11 protein-coding genes are annotated in these 14889 nt (G+C 29.3%); 3 read left to right on the top strand and 8 right to left on the bottom strand.

Features of this window, described 5'->3' with window-relative positions:
• Positions 1-70 precede the first annotated feature (70 nt).
• Positions 71-1168: a hypothetical protein gene (locus BN8917_RS03610; RefSeq protein WP_066870765.1), complete on the bottom strand. Its 1098-nt coding sequence runs from the start codon at positions 1166-1168 to the stop codon at positions 71-73.
• Between the two features lie 138 nt (positions 1169-1306).
• Between BN8917_RS03610 and BN8917_RS03605 the strand changes: the two genes are divergently transcribed.
• Positions 1307-2359 (top strand): YkvI family membrane protein, encoded by a 1053-nt coding sequence (locus BN8917_RS03605; RefSeq protein ID WP_066870764.1) that lies wholly within the window; start codon positions 1307-1309, stop codon positions 2357-2359.
• A gap of 38 nt (positions 2360-2397) precedes the next feature.
• On the opposite strand, the gene BN8917_RS03600 is transcribed toward BN8917_RS03605, so the two are convergent.
• The 7 genes from BN8917_RS03600 to murI form a co-directional block, all read right to left on the bottom strand.
• Positions 2398-3726, bottom strand: coding sequence for a peptidoglycan-binding domain-containing protein (locus BN8917_RS03600; protein ID WP_066870762.1), 1329 nt, complete (start codon positions 3724-3726; stop codon positions 2398-2400).
• 60 nt (positions 3727-3786) lie between these two features.
• Entirely contained in the window at positions 3787-7950 is a 4164-nt protein-coding gene (locus tag BN8917_RS14335) for a S8 family serine peptidase (protein WP_066870759.1), read from the bottom strand.
• A gap of 448 nt (positions 7951-8398) precedes the next feature.
• The gene (locus BN8917_RS03590) at positions 8399-9088 is read right to left on the bottom strand and encodes a helix-turn-helix domain-containing protein (RefSeq protein ID WP_066870756.1); all 690 of its coding nucleotides are present in this window, start codon (positions 9086-9088) and stop codon (positions 8399-8401) included.
• Complete coding sequence (locus BN8917_RS03585) at positions 9075-9458, bottom strand: DUF3783 domain-containing protein (protein ID WP_066870753.1); 384 nt, start codon at positions 9456-9458, stop codon at positions 9075-9077. Before BN8917_RS03585 ends, BN8917_RS03590 begins: the two co-directional genes overlap by 14 nt.
• Before the next feature lie 43 nt (positions 9459-9501).
• Entirely contained in the window at positions 9502-10014 is a 513-nt protein-coding gene (locus BN8917_RS03580; RefSeq protein WP_187117185.1) for a peptidylprolyl isomerase, read from the bottom strand.
• 218 nt (positions 10015-10232) lie between these two features.
• Positions 10233-10505, bottom strand: a complete 273-nt coding sequence (locus BN8917_RS03575) for an STAS-like domain-containing protein (protein ID WP_066870749.1) — start codon at positions 10503-10505, stop codon at positions 10233-10235.
• 255 nt (positions 10506-10760) lie between these two features.
• Positions 10761-11552 (bottom strand): glutamate racemase, encoded by a 792-nt coding sequence (gene murI, locus BN8917_RS03570; RefSeq protein WP_407641388.1) that lies wholly within the window; start codon positions 11550-11552, stop codon positions 10761-10763.
• A gap of 280 nt (positions 11553-11832) precedes the next feature.
• Here murI and BN8917_RS03565 point away from each other — a divergent pair, with 280 nt between their 5' ends.
• Both BN8917_RS03565 and BN8917_RS03560 read left to right on the top strand, forming a co-directional pair.
• Positions 11833-13737 (top strand): type I glutamate--ammonia ligase, encoded by a 1905-nt coding sequence (locus BN8917_RS03565; RefSeq protein WP_066870747.1) that lies wholly within the window; start codon positions 11833-11835, stop codon positions 13735-13737.
• A gap of 28 nt (positions 13738-13765) precedes the next feature.
• Positions 13766-14887: an HD-GYP domain-containing protein gene (locus BN8917_RS03560; protein ID WP_066870745.1), complete on the top strand. Its 1122-nt coding sequence runs from the start codon at positions 13766-13768 to the stop codon at positions 14885-14887.
• Positions 14888-14889 lie beyond the last annotated feature (2 nt).

Raw genomic sequence — 14889 nt, 5'->3', positions numbered from 1 at the left:
TATAAAAATTAAAAATTCTATATGAAAATCAAGGGAATGTCTCTCTTGAGCCATCCCCTTACTTATTATACTATATTTTTTGTACTTTCATATCCTCTAAATCTAAGGAATATGTTCCTATAACTTCTTTTCTTATACCTTCTTTGCCCTCAGCTGCTTTGACATTAAACTTAAGTTTCTCATACTGACAACTTAAATAAGTTATCTCATATTTCTCTGGATCAAATAAATCATCAAAATTTAATTTCACCTTATCTCCAGCATTCTTATATAATTTAAATCTACTTACACCATATTCGTTTTTGTAGCTAATAATATTATATTTGCCATCATTAGAAAAGATTAAATAATCAATATCAATATCCTTAAAAATATCTAATGTTGTTATTTTAGTTGCTATACTTTTTTCAAGAACTTGCTGTAGCCCTGAAGATATACTCATATCTTGACCTGCTGCCTTTGAACTATCTCCTCCTTTATCTGATGAACCACCTGATGGAGGAAGCTGATTAAACTCTAATACTGCAACATAAGATCTATTATCTTCAACAGTTGCTATCATAGCAAACTTTTGCTCAAATGAAAGTCCTATTGCTTTAAAGCTTTTTTTAGGAACCGGAACTCTTCTTATATCACTTGATACACTCTTAATATAAGCCTCACTTGGTATTTCTGAAAGTTTAATCAAAGTATCCATATTCACCTTATCTTTAAATCTAATTCTTACTTGTTGCCCTTGAGCTTCTGCAAATATACTATCTGAACCTGATATCTTACCAATTTGGTATTTATCATCTTCTTTTTTATCTACTCTTATGTAATACTCCTCTAATATCGCCTTCGGTTCAGATTTAACTGCTTTAGCAACATTAAACTTATACATCTCTTTTTTCCCTCTTTGAACAGCATCAAGCAATTGATAAGCAGTTATATTATAAGTACTCTTATCTTGTACTTTAATTGCATCCACAACCTCTGAATCACTAATTCCCTCTAATTCTTTTAAATTATTATGGGCAATAGCATCCATTGCTTCTCTCCCAAGCTCCATTGCTTTTTCACTATCAAAATTAAAATTTTGTGCTACATGATCCTCTTTATCTTTTTTATCACAGGAAACTAAAAATAACATTAAGAAACTTAATAAAATTACTACTATCTTTTTCACATCTATTATCTCCCTATAACTTGCTTTTATATTTTAGTTTTCCAAGATTTTAGAAAACTATTTACTACTTTTATGAATAAACATAATCTCATCTTTGTATATTTATCATATGGAAGATTAAATTTAGGGGGGATTTTTTTGAAAGATGGGAAACAAGTTTTTCAAATAGCAGCTATATTTATTGGGACGATAGTTGGGGCAGGACTTGCTTCTGGTAAAGAAATAGCTAATTTTTTTACTGTATATGGTGTTAGAAGTATCTTTGGAATAATATTTACAGGTCTATTTTACATACTTTTATGTTCGATCATATCAAAAATAAGTATAGAAAATAATCTAAAATCTTATAGTGAAGTAATTTCACTTGTTAGTCCTAACTTCTTGGGAAAAATTACAGGAGTAGTAACAACACTTTACTTAATTTCTAGTGCATCGATAATTCTTGCAGGAAGCGGAGCCCTTATAAATCAGTTTTTTGGAATTCCTAAGATTGTTGGAACATTAATAATGCTTACAATTGCTGCACTTACTTTACTTAGAGGAACAAATGGTTTAGTAGAAATAAATTCTGTAATAGTTCCAACTCTTATTTTTGTAATAGGAACTATTACTATTCTTTATATCTTCTTTTCAGGTGATACTCTAAATCCTATAAAATTATTTGCCCTTGAATCACATAAAGCTAATGGTTGGATTATTTCAACTATTCTCTATGCTGGATATAATGTTCTTTGCTGTTGTGGAGTAATAGTTCCCATAAGTACTAAATACGGAAATAGAAAAACAATGTTTAAAGGAATTGCCCTTGGAGCTATAATTTTAACTCTATTATGTGTATTCATAAATCTTATGCTTATTGTTAATCAGCCTAAAATATATGAATATGAAATTCCTTTACTTTATGTAGCTGATAGATTTGGTAAACCAATTCAAGTAATGTTAATGGCAATAATTCTTGGAGAAATGTTCTCAACAGAAGTTTCAGATGTATTCTCTATAGCTCAAACATTAAAGCAATCATTTAACTTAAACTTTAAAAAGGGAATTTTCTTAGTATTGCTTATAGCACTACCTATATCACAAATAGGATTTTCAAATCTTATAAAAACTCTTTATCCTATTTTTGGTGCACTTAGTTTAGTGTTTATAGTTCAATGTTTTATTTTTTACTTAAAGAAGGGCGAAAAATAAAATTAAAAGGCTGTCTCATCAGAGGCAGCCTTTATCTTTTAATATTTTACTATTGGTACATTCTTAACTAAATCATTTATTACTGGTGGACAGAATATTCCGTTTTCATCTTCATCATAATTATCTGTTAACATTGATCTAGTAAGTTCTGCTAATTTATTTACAGCAACATAAGTGTTTGAAATTGAATACCAAGTTGCATAATCAACTTCTCCAGTTTGAGGTAAATTAAATATTTGTTGATAAGTTTTAACTGCATTAGCTGTTGCAGGTCCAAAATTACCATCAACTGCAACTTTTTGAATTAAAGGATAGTTATTTGAAATTGAATTTAAGTACTCTTGTAGTCTTCTAACATAAATATTATTATATCCAAGCTTTAAGATATATCCTGGAAAAGATTGTGGTATACCTTGAACCTTAGGAGCTGTGACCAAATTAAGATCATATCCAAAATAATGAGTTAAAATTTCATATGGTGAATTTCCTTGGTCTCCAAGATATTTACTTCCCCATTGACTAAGCCAATCAGGACATGTAACTGTAGTTCCATTGCAATATTGAGTTAATAGTGGTTGTTTTTCATTTGGTCTTTGAACAAATGTTGAGAAAATTTGATCAACAACAGCACTTATATTATCATAAATAGTTCTACCATAAACAAAGGCTTGGTCATAAGCTGTTGAATTTGTTATATCAAAATTCTTTCCCTTACCTCTATACCATTCAGTATATATCCTATTAAGTGTAAATGAAATTATACAATATATGTTTGCCCTTATAGTAGAATTTGGCCATGTTGAAAATATTTCTGATGATGCAACATTTTTTATATACTCTGCATAAGGCAGTGTATAATTCGGAGCACTTGTATTATCAGGAGTTCCAGCATGAACTACTACAAATTGAGGTACTACAGGTTCTGGAAGAACAACAGTGCCTGATGGCTTTGGTAAAGGTTTTATTGGGTCTTCAGGTATTTTAGCTGGAAAGTTTCCTACTAGTGTATTTGCTAATATATCTATAACATTAACAGTAGTAGCTCTAGTATTATCTAAAAACTCTAAATTACATTTTTGTATAGCAACTCTATTTGGGTAAACTTGAGCTCCATTTATTTGTAATGGATTGAATCCTTCTCTTTCTACCTTTACATCATATAAATAATAAGGTACATTACCTGGACTTTGTGATGCTGACATATCTGGTGTTTCAAGCTCTATTTCTTCTGTAGTTCCCACAGTATTTGTATATAAAACCTGTTCTTTTTTAGTTTGAGGATCAGTTACTGTTACTTTCGCCTTACCTACAGGCTGTATTGTACTACCACTAAAACATTGACATCTTAATCTTCCTATTCCACTCACTGCTTTAGTCTCCTTTTATATTTTTCTCTTTATCTTATGCTTTTCTCTCTATTTGAGTGATTAAATAATAGGATTCCTAATATATAAACTTCCTATATTAAATTCATTTTTATTATTTACAGCTATAATTCCTGCTTCTTCAGTATCTATATATATTCTTTCATCTTCTCTAAAACCAACCGGACTAGTTCCTATACTCTTATCATTTGATAAAACAGAACCTTTTATATTATCAAATAGCTTTTGCATATTAATAACCCCAAATCCCCATTGTTCATTTGGATATATATCTCCAATTCTTTGATCTGTTCCTCTCATAAGATAAGTTTGTACTTTTCTTGCATACATAGTTACATCATTTTTATTTACTATCCCCCATTGAAGAAGTTGACAACAACATCCTGAAATAACTGCACCTGCAATACTTCCTCCTGTCATCATTGTTTTTCTATTATTAGGAGCTGTTACAATTGCATCTACCCCACCTGCTGCAATAATTGGCGATATTCTACCATCTCTTGTATAACCTCTTCCTGATTGTGAAACAGTAGCATTAATATTTTGATTATAATAAGCAACAGGAATTATATAAGATGATGTTGCTGGAAGTGTCAAGGTTGTATATTGTGTAGGACTTAAAAATCTAGTTTTTGGTTCTAAAAGTTCTCTTTGAACAAGCCATGCATTATAGGTACCATTAACTATATATTCACCTATTAATCCAAAATTCCATATTCCTGGTCTAAGATTTGTTGCCCTTACTACTATTATTTCATCACCTGTATGCTCATCTGGCTCAATAAACATAACATTCATACTACTTCCTTCAAGAACAAAATTTACTACAGTTCCCTCTCTCTTTTTAGGAGTTATATTTCCAACTGCTTCACCAGCTGGAGAAACAATTGAAAGTCCCATTCTATCTGGCCTTGTAATATATATATTCATAAGTAAATCTGTTTGATTTGTATCTACATAAAGTTCTATACTCTTTGTTTCACCTTGTTTATCTATTTTTCCAGCTGTATGATTTTCTGCAAGACCTTGATTGCCTGTTGATGTAACTACAATAAGTCCACTATCTTGTGAAATGTCATCTATATACCTTTCTATAACTGAACTTCCATCATGTGCTCCTATTGTAGTTCCAAGTGGTATAAAAATTACCATTGGTTTTACTAATTGTTTAGCAAGGTCTGATAAATATTTTATTCCAAGAAGAATATCTGTATTTCTATATTGATATTCTGTTTTACCATTAGTTCCAAAATAATTTCTATACTGCTCATTAGCTGTGTGTAATTTAACCATAGCTATAGATGCATCAAAAGCTATACCTTGCTCTGCATTATTACCTCTTCCTGCAATAAGTCCTGCCATAGCAGTTCCATGTCCATTTATATCTCTACTTGGTACTATTGAATATGGGTCTCCTCCATTTAAACTTTCATTTAATGCCCTATTTATATCCTGTTCTTTATATTCAGTTCCAAAAAATATAGTGCTAGGTGTTGGTCCAGTACTAATTCCTTGATCCCATATTCTAATTATATTAGTTGTATTATCAGCTTTTATAAAATCTTTATTTAAATAATCAATTCCTGTATCAATAATTCCGATAATTGTACCATAACCTGTAAGATTTAAATATGGATTATAATGAAATGTATTAGCTTGGGATGCTTCTGCCGGACTTACAGCTTCTAAAGTATAAACCCCACCACTATCTATATAAACTATTTCATCAATTGATAAAAGAATCTGTCTATAATCTTCAACTCTTACAGAAACAATTGCATAATTTCTATCAAGTGCAAAAGCTGAAGCCTTATCATTTATTTTTTCTACAGCTGCAATTAAATCACCTTTATACTGAACTAAAAAATCAACAAATCCAGTGGTTAAATAATGTAGCTTAGTTGTTTTACCATAAACAGTTTGACTATCTATATTAAGATCTACATATCCTTGGGTTGCTGAAAATATAGTTTCTCCAGTTGTTCCTGTTACAGATGTTGCTCCAGTAACTCCTGTTATCATAGTTGGACCAGTTATTCCTGTAATTTGTGTTATTTGATTTAAATTTTGAGTAACACCTGTGGCTTGATTTGTATTAATATTTTCATTAGTTACTCCAGTTGCTCCTGTTACCACATTTAAGCCAGTTACTCCAGTAGATTGTGTTATTTGATTTATATTTTGAGTAACACCTGTGACTTGATTTATAGCATTTCCATTAGTTACTACACCAGCTGGAGAATTAATACTTCCTTGATTTGGACTTATATTTAAACTTTGATTTACATCTGGATTTCCACTAGGATTTAAAATGGGATCAGAATTTACAGACATATTCACATTACTTAAATCTTGATTAGTTATATTTCCTGGTATAGGAGTAGCTCTTTTATCTTTCATATCAATTAATTCATTATTATCTCCACTTGGTGCAAAAACTAATTTTTCCTCTTCTTCATCCTGCCCAGAAGTTAATAACAAACCACCAGTACTTGTATCATTACTTAAAAGACTCATACTATCTGCACCACACATAAATCCATACCCTGATTCTCTTGTAGGATAAACTACATCCATTCTAGTTCTTTTAGCTCCTTTAATTAAATAATATTTTAATCTTTCTCCAAAAACAAAAGCATCATTATTTTTTACAATTCCCCATTGTAAAATAAGTGCACACATACCAGCTACTTGAGGTGCTGCAACTGAAGTTCCTGTCTCCGGAGCAAAACCACCTCCTACATTAGCTGCCATAATATTTTGACCTGGAGCTAACAAATCTGGTTTTCTAATACTTCCTACTCGGTGTATTCCTCTACCTGAAAAAGCAGAATAATTATTTGCAGTAAAATCATAACTTCCAACAGAAATAACCCCATCAACAGTTGCTGGAATTCCTAATGTATTAAAAGGATCTGGTTGCAAAAATTTTGTATCAGGGCTTAAAGCCTCAGCAATAGGTAACCATATATCAAAAATACCATCATATTGATTAATTCTTTTTATATTTACCTGCCATTCTCCCGGATCAATGGTATTTCCATTTGGAATTATATTAATACTTATTTCACCAGCAGCATCAAAAGGTTTAGGACCACTATTATAAATAACACATCTTTGAGCACCAAGATTTAGTCTTTTTGCACCTTCATTAATTGACACTCTTCCAGTTGTTTGTCCTGAAGGTGCAACAACTTCTATAGTTATCTCAGATAGTGGTGGCTTATATAATTGTAAAATCATATTTGTTTCGCCACCTGCTATATTGAAAAAAATTTCATTACTAAGTTCTAAATTAGAACTATAGTGATGTCCTGCTTCACCTTCATTTCCTGCTGCAATAACAATAGCTACTCTTTGAATCTGAGAAAATTCTTGAATATATTTTTCTATAAGACTACTTCCATTATGAGCCCCATCATTCGAACTAAGACTTATATTTACAACAAGAGGCATATTTGATTCATTACTTTTATCAATAAGAAATTTAAGTCCCCTCATAATTTGTGTACTTAAAATAGATGTAAAAGTACCTTTACCTGTAACTTTAACCATAGCTATTGAAGCTTCATAAGCAACACCATAATTATTTCTTCCAAGATTACCACCTCCGGCAGCAACAGATGCTACTGCTGTCCCATGTCCTATAAGGTCTTCTTCTGGAACTATTGATTGTGGATCAGGTGAAGCAAGAGCTTGATCTATTTGCGCTTTATTATATGATGTTGCTGTATAAATATCATATATATATTCAATTCTTGTTTTACCAGTAGAATCAAGAAAAGAAGGATGAGTATAATCTATTCCAGTATCAATAAATCCAATTAAAACTCCTTTTCCACTAAGATTGTATTGCTCCCAAACTCTTGGAATACAACTTGCAGTATTACTTTGTATACCTGTGGTTGTAAATATTTTAGGAAACTCTGCATATTGAACACCTTTTAATTGTGATAACTTTCTAAAGTCACTTCCCTTTATACCTATAATTCCATAGCCCATTCCAAGGTCTTCAAATTTTGCACCTATTTCTTTAGCAGACTCTGCAACTAAAGCTGCATTATTCCCAAATAAAACTACAATTTCTATATAATCATTACTCCCCTGATGCTCATAAATAAACTTTATAACATTATCTATAGTTTCTTGAGGTACTCCACTTATGAAATCCCTATAATAATAACTACTAGTTTCTATGTTAATCACCCCAATTTAAAACTTATTACTCTACTATATATAAAGTATTCAAGTAAGTTGATTTAGTTATTGAAATATTTTGTCCCTTGTGTTAAATTAATTAAGTCATTATCAAATTTATTTATATAAATTTCTTTTTAATACATAATTAATAAGAGCTACCTACTGACAAAAATTAAATCTTATAAATACAAATTTTTAATTTTTGAAGTTGGTAGCCTTTTTTCTTTTCTTATTCACAATTCTAAAAAACAAAAGTTATCCACAGATATGAAATTAAAAAGTTATCCACAGGTTTCACTCTTAAAAGTTATCCACAAGTTTCATAAATCTTATATAAATTTAAATTAGAAAGATATATCTTAAATATTTCTATTTCATCAGTATAAAAATATATAAATAAAAAAAGCTGTGCAGAAATAATATTTATTATTTCTGCACAGCTTTAAAAAATTTATTATAGATTAAATTCTATTCTATAAAGTGTTGCTATTGGAGTTAATTCTTTTATTACAGCAGTTTCAGTCATCATACTTCCACCATTACTTACTAAAAGAACTTTAGAGTTATCAAGTTTTTTAATTTGTCTTACAACTCTTTTTCCTTTATGTTCAACTAAAGCTATAGTATTATTTTCAATTTCTTTGATACTATAACAAAGTGCCATATCACCCTTTTGAATTCTAAATCCAGTCATATCATTTTCTTCTATTTGTATATAGAATACTTTATCTGATGCGTGACCATCAATTTTACTTGAACTCATAGGAAGTTGTCTATGACCTAAAGCTTTATTTAGACCATAATTATATATAGGCACATTCTTTAAGTTTGAACCAAAAGCTTGACTCCACATTTCATTAACTTCTGTTTTTGGCTTTTGATACTTAACTTCTTCTTGTTTTCTAATTTCTGATTTTTCTTTTTCAAGTTCTGCATCAGTAGCAAGCATACTTACATCGTTTAAATCTACTTTTAAAACTTTAGAAATCTTGCTTATTAAAGCTTCATTAATTATCTTTCTTCCAAGTTCAACATCGTTAATAAATTTATCATTAACACCTAGCTTTTTTCCAAGAGCTTTTTGAGTTAAACCTTGAGAAAGTCTAACTTCTTTAATTTTTTCTCCAACTCTATTCTTGTTCATGCATAGCACTTCCTCTATTTGTCTTGAACCATTCACGTTCTTCCATAAGATGTTCAACTAAATAATCAAATTCCCATTCATTTGATGTTACAGTAACTGTTGCAAGAATAGGCTTCTTCTTGATTATTTTCTTAGTAAGTTCAACTATTGTTCTTAATTGAATATCAGGTATATTATTGAAAACAAGAATCTTTTCTCCTTCAATCTTTGTTTCTGAAGCAACTTTTTCTTCTTTTTCAGCAATAAGATCTTTGATTTTCATCTTAGTCATTTCAGGAGTAACTTGTAAAACTTTAAAACGAAGTTTTTCAAGATTTTTAATTTCATCATTATCTAATCCGTAAACTAATATGCACTTTTTAGCTTCCATCTTTCTCTCTCCCTTCTTAATATACTAAATCTATCTTTTAATCTTATATTGTTTTTACTTCTGGAATATCATCAGCATTTTCTACTGTTACTTTTTCCATAACTTGATCTTCGTATGGTCTATCCATTCTATCTGTTTGAGCTGAAACTATCTTGTCAGCAACTTCTATTCCTTCAATAACTTTACCGAATGCTGCATAATCTCCATCTAAGTGTGGAGCATCTGCTACCATAATAAAGAATTGGCTTCCACCTGAGTTTCTTGACATAGCTCTAGCCATTGATAAAACACCTTTTGTGTGCTTTAAGTTGTTATCAAATCCGTTTGATTTAAATTCTCCCATGATTGAATATCCTGGACCACCCATTCCTGTTCCTTCTGGACATCCTCCTTGAATCATGAATCCTGGAATTACTCTGTGGAATATCTTTCCGTCATAAAATCCTTTTTTGATTAAGCTAACAAAGTTAGCAACTGTATTTGGAGCTACTTCTGGATATAACTCTGCTTTAATTACGTCACCTGTGTTCATTTTTATTGTAACTATTGGGTTCATAATAAATTCTCCTTTCAAATATATTAATTTTTATTAAATAAAATTAATATCCTCATTAAACCTATTATATATTATTTTACTTATCATTGAAACATTATACAATAACATATATATTACTTTGTTCAATAAATAAAAAAGTGATGTCATAATGTAGACATCACAGTTTAAAACTATAAATTTATTTATATTTAGCCCTTTTATTTTAGCTACTTATATACCTATTGCTGAAAAGTAGTTCCCCTAACTACTCTTGAATAATCTCTGTAATTTGATAAATTTTTAACACCAATTTTCTTAATTATATTCTCTCTACCATTTCTATATATTAAATCATTGAAAAGACAGCATAGAAATGTTGTTGATACTCTTTCAACACCTTCAAAGTCTAATTCTATATCTTCATCTAAATTATTAGTTATAAACTGTCTAAGAATTATAGCATCTTCATTATTAAATTTAGTACCTAAAAACTCTTTTACCTTTATTATCATATCATTATCCCCTTACCAATGATTATTTATTTTGCTTATTATTTTTATAATTTTCAGAAAATTCTATTTATACTATTATAATAGCAATAAGATTCAAATATGTCAATAATTTCACAAACTTTTTTTAAAATTTTTTTATACTATTAATTTCTTTTACTTTTTTAGTGAATAAAAAAACTAAGCTAAAGTAAAAATATATAAATTTTTAACTATATATCTTTACTCTAAGCTTAGCTTACATATTCCTTATTATTTTTACTTTTCTAAAAGACTATAGCTTAAATCTATTATTTTAGGGTCATCTAATGAATTATAAATTTCAATTTTTCCTGGTTTATCACTTTTATTTAAAAGTCTAATTTCATCAAGTCTTCTTCTCATTTCTTTTGATGTTCCAAGACTACCATCTATAATATCAATATCCTTTCCTACTATTTTTGCAATTGTTTCTCTTACAAAAGGATAGTGTGTGCACCCAAGCACTATAGTCGCTATTTTTTCATCTTTATATACTTCAAACTTCTCTCTTAAGAAGTTTTCTATATTTTCTCCCTCAAGTTCTCCTTTTTCAATAAATTCTACTAGTCCTGGGCAAGGTAATGGAATTATATCCTCTTCTCTCTCTTTAGCTAATCTATCTACAAGCTTATTAAATTTACCTTCAGATAAAGTTCTATTAGTTGCCATTACAACTATCTTACCTTCTTTTTGTGATTGAACAGCTGGTTTTAAAGCTGGCTCTATCCCTACTATAGGAAAACCTTCATATTTCTTTCTAAGTTCTGCAACTATAACTGATGTAGCAGTATTACATGCTACCACTATTCCTTTTACACCTTTTTCTAAAAGAAAATTAACAACATCATATGATAATGCTCTAATTTCATCAGCTGTTTTTACTCCATACGGTGCATTTTTTGAATCTCCGTAATATATGTAATTTTCATTAGGCATAACTTCTAATGCTGCTCTTAATACACTAAGTCCACCTACTCCTGAATCAAAGAAACCTATAGGACTATTTGAATTCATGTTTTCTTCCTTCATATTAATTCTCCTCATAATACTTTCGTTTAAATAAGATATAATTCATCCTAATATAATATACTAAAAATATGAAATTTAATAAATTGACTGTGCTTTAAATCAGTGGTAAAATTTACACAACACGAACCTTAATTACTTATATTTCCATATTATTCGTTTATTAAATATAGAAAGGATGTGAATATAGATACTGCTATTTTATATCTTATTTTGTTATAACGATATATTAATATATTTATTAAATTAACTTTTATTATATTATAGCACTATCTTAAAATTTATGAGAACTGATTTAATATATACTATCCCCAAAGAAAATCATAATGAAAATGATTTAAGAAAAATATTTAAAAATTCCCCTGAAATAAAATTTGTCTCATTAGTTGGTGTAGACTTAGCAGGAAATGATACTGATGAGAAAATACCTATTAAACTATTTCTAGAGTCAATAGATGACTTCCTTTATGGAACTGCAATACAAACTGATGGTTCATCTGTTGTTTTACCTGGAATAGCAACTTTAAATGACGCAAAAGTAGATATGGTAGCTGATATAAATGTTAATTGGTTTGTAGATTATAACTATAATTTCATAGATCCTATAAGTCAAAAACCAGTTGGAACTGTAAGAATACCTTGTTTCCTTATGCATAATAATAAACCTGTTGATTCTAGACATATTTTAAAGGACTCAATAAAACTTTTAGAAGATAAAACTTTAGAATTATTAAAAAACAATCCAGATCTTTTAGAAGATTATGATATAAGTTTTGATGAAATAGACAGTGTTTCATTAACTTCTGCTACAGAACTTGAATTTTGGGTTAAAACTCCTAATGATAGAGCACATATAGAAGAATTAACAACATCTGAAGTTCTTCAAGAACAATATTGGACAAGAACTAAAGGTTCTGTAAGAACTGCTTTAGAAGAATCTCTACTTTTAATGGACTTATATGGATTTGAACCTGAAATGGGACATAAAGAAGTTGGTGGAGTTAAAGCTACTCTAACTAATGATGGTCAATTTGATCACATTATGGAGCAATTAGAAATAGATTGGAAGTTTTCAACTGCATTACAAGCTGCAGATAATGAACTCTTTATTAGAACATTAGTTAAAGAAACATTTAGATCTCATGGTCTTGAAGCTACTTTCCTTGCAAAACCTATTGATGATGTTGCAGGTTGTGGAGAACATACTCACCTTGGTATTTGTATTAAAACTAAAGCTGGAAAATTTATAAACTTATTTAATACTAAAGATAAAAATCATTATCTTAGTAAAATAGGATATGCTGCATTAATGGGAATTCTTAAAAACTATGAAGTATTAAATCCATTTATTTCTTCAACAACAGATGCACTTAAAAGACTTAGTCCTGGATTTGAAGCTCCTATATGTATAGTTACTTCACTTGGTCAATCACCATCTAATCCATCAAGAAATAGAACAATTCTTATTGGACTTATAAGAGACCTTGAAAGCCCAATGGCAACTAGATTTGAGCTTAGATCACCAAATCCATTTACAAACACATATTTATGTATAGCAGTTAGTTATTTAGCTATGCTAGATGGTATAGAATTTGTAGTAAATAATAATATGAGTAAAGATATTCTTCTAAAGGAAATTTCAAAAGCTCCTGGTGATGATGCTATTTATTTAGAAAAAGAAAGAGCCTATAGAAGTGAAGAAGATATTTATGAATTCTTTACCCCTGAGCAAAGAGATATTTATTTTGGTAAAGCACCTGCAACTGTATATGAAGTAGTAAAAATTTTAGATGAGGATATAGAAAAAACTAAAGTTCTAAAGTCATATGGAATATTAGACGATAAACTAATTAATAGTTTTAAGGCTTCTCTATTAAAAAGATGGACAACTGAAATTGCATATAGAATTATACCAAGACATGCAGAATCAATAAGAGGATTTAGTAAACTCCACTCTTCAGAGAGAGCTTTAGATTTAGACATATCTAACTGGGAAGCTATAAATAATTTAAGATTAAAAATTATGAAGGATAGTTATGGAAGTAAAAGCTTATTTACACAAATAAGACTCGCTATAGAAAATAATGATTTACAATTAGTTTCTGACTTACAGGTACAACTTCAAAAAGATATGAAATTACTTAGAAAATCTTATAGAAATTATAGAAGGAACCTACTAGATATTTAGCTAAAAATAATTTCATGAGGTGCTTTAGATGAGACTTGTTCCAATAGAAAGTATAAAAATAAACAGCGTGCTTGCTAGAACAATTTATGATAATGATGGTCGTGCTCTCCTTAAAGAAGGTGTTCATCTTACAGAATCATTATTAAAAAAAGTAAAAGAGCTTAAAATTTATTCACTTTATATAATAGATGAGTATAGCGATAAGGAGATTAATGATGTAATTTCTCCAGAACTTAGACAAAAATCTATTAGACTTGTAAAAGATATATTTAATTATTCTGATGGTATAAAACTTGCTTCTTCAAATGTTTTTGATTTAGATCCTAAAAAAAGACTAAGTATCTTAAAAGAAAAAGAGGCATATATTGATACCTTAAAAAATTTATCTGAAGAAATTTGCCAAAGTATTATAAATAATAAAGATATATCTGTAAGTCTTGTTGATATTAAAAATATGGATAACTATACTTATCAACATTCTGTTAATGTTGCCACCTTATCAGTAGTTATAGGAGTTGGACTAGGTCTTCCTAAAAATAAACTTGTGGACCTTTGTATAGGAGCACTCCTACATGATATAGGTAAAGTATTTGTTGGTAAAAAGATTATTCAAAAACCAGGTAAATTAACCGATGAAGAATTTGAGATTATAAAAACTCATCCTAAGAAAGGCTATGATTATATAAAAGATAATCCAGGCTTAAAGACTAGTTCTAAGATGGTTATACTTCAGCATCATGAAAGAGTAGATGGTACAGGATACCCATCTAACACAAAGGATGATGATATAAATATTCTAGCTAAGATAGTAGCAATAGCTGATGTCTATGATGCTTTAACATCTGATAGACCATATAAAAGAGCTATGTGCCCAAATGATGCTTTTGAATTTATACTATCTAAAGTAAATTCAATGTTTGACATTGAAATTGTAAAAGTTTTTTCTAGAGTGGTAGTTCCTTACCCACCCGGGTCTATTGTTAAGCTTAGTAATTCTAGTTTGGCTGTAGTAGAAAATACAAACTCTGTATATCCACTAAGACCTAAAATCAGAACTATTCAAAATCCTGATGAAAAATTAAATAATATAACTATAGATTTAGCTAAAGAATTATCTTTAGTAATATCATCTATTGAATACAAAGCCTAAAT

Origin of the sequence: Clostridium mediterraneense, from assembly GCF_900091705.1 — a bacterium.
GTDB lineage: Bacteria > Bacillota > Clostridia > Clostridiales > Clostridiaceae > Sarcina > Sarcina mediterraneense.
This window is presented reverse-complemented; position numbering and strand designations above follow the sequence as displayed.

Excerpts from the sequence above, each read along its gene's own strand:
- BN8917_RS03590 (WP_066870756.1), bottom strand. The coding sequence starts at position 9,088 with ATGAACAAGAATAGAGTTGGAGAAAAAATTAAAGAAGTTAGACTTTCT.
- BN8917_RS03585 (WP_066870753.1), bottom strand. The coding sequence starts at position 9,458 with ATGGAAGCTAAAAAGTGCATATTAGTTTACGGATTAGATAATGATGAA.
- BN8917_RS03580 (WP_187117185.1), bottom strand. The coding sequence starts at position 10,014 with ATGAACCCAATAGTTACAATAAAAATGAACACAGGTGACGTAATTAAA.
- BN8917_RS03575 (WP_066870749.1), bottom strand. The coding sequence starts at position 10,505 with ATGATAATAAAGGTAAAAGAGTTTTTAGGTACTAAATTTAATAATGAA.
- murI (WP_407641388.1), bottom strand. The coding sequence starts at position 11,552 with ATGAAGGAAGAAAACATGAATTCAAATAGTCCTATAGGTTTCTTTGAT.
- BN8917_RS03565 (WP_066870747.1), top strand. The coding sequence starts at position 11,833 with ATGAGAACTGATTTAATATATACTATCCCCAAAGAAAATCATAATGAA.
- BN8917_RS03560 (WP_066870745.1), top strand. The coding sequence starts at position 13,766 with ATGAGACTTGTTCCAATAGAAAGTATAAAAATAAACAGCGTGCTTGCT.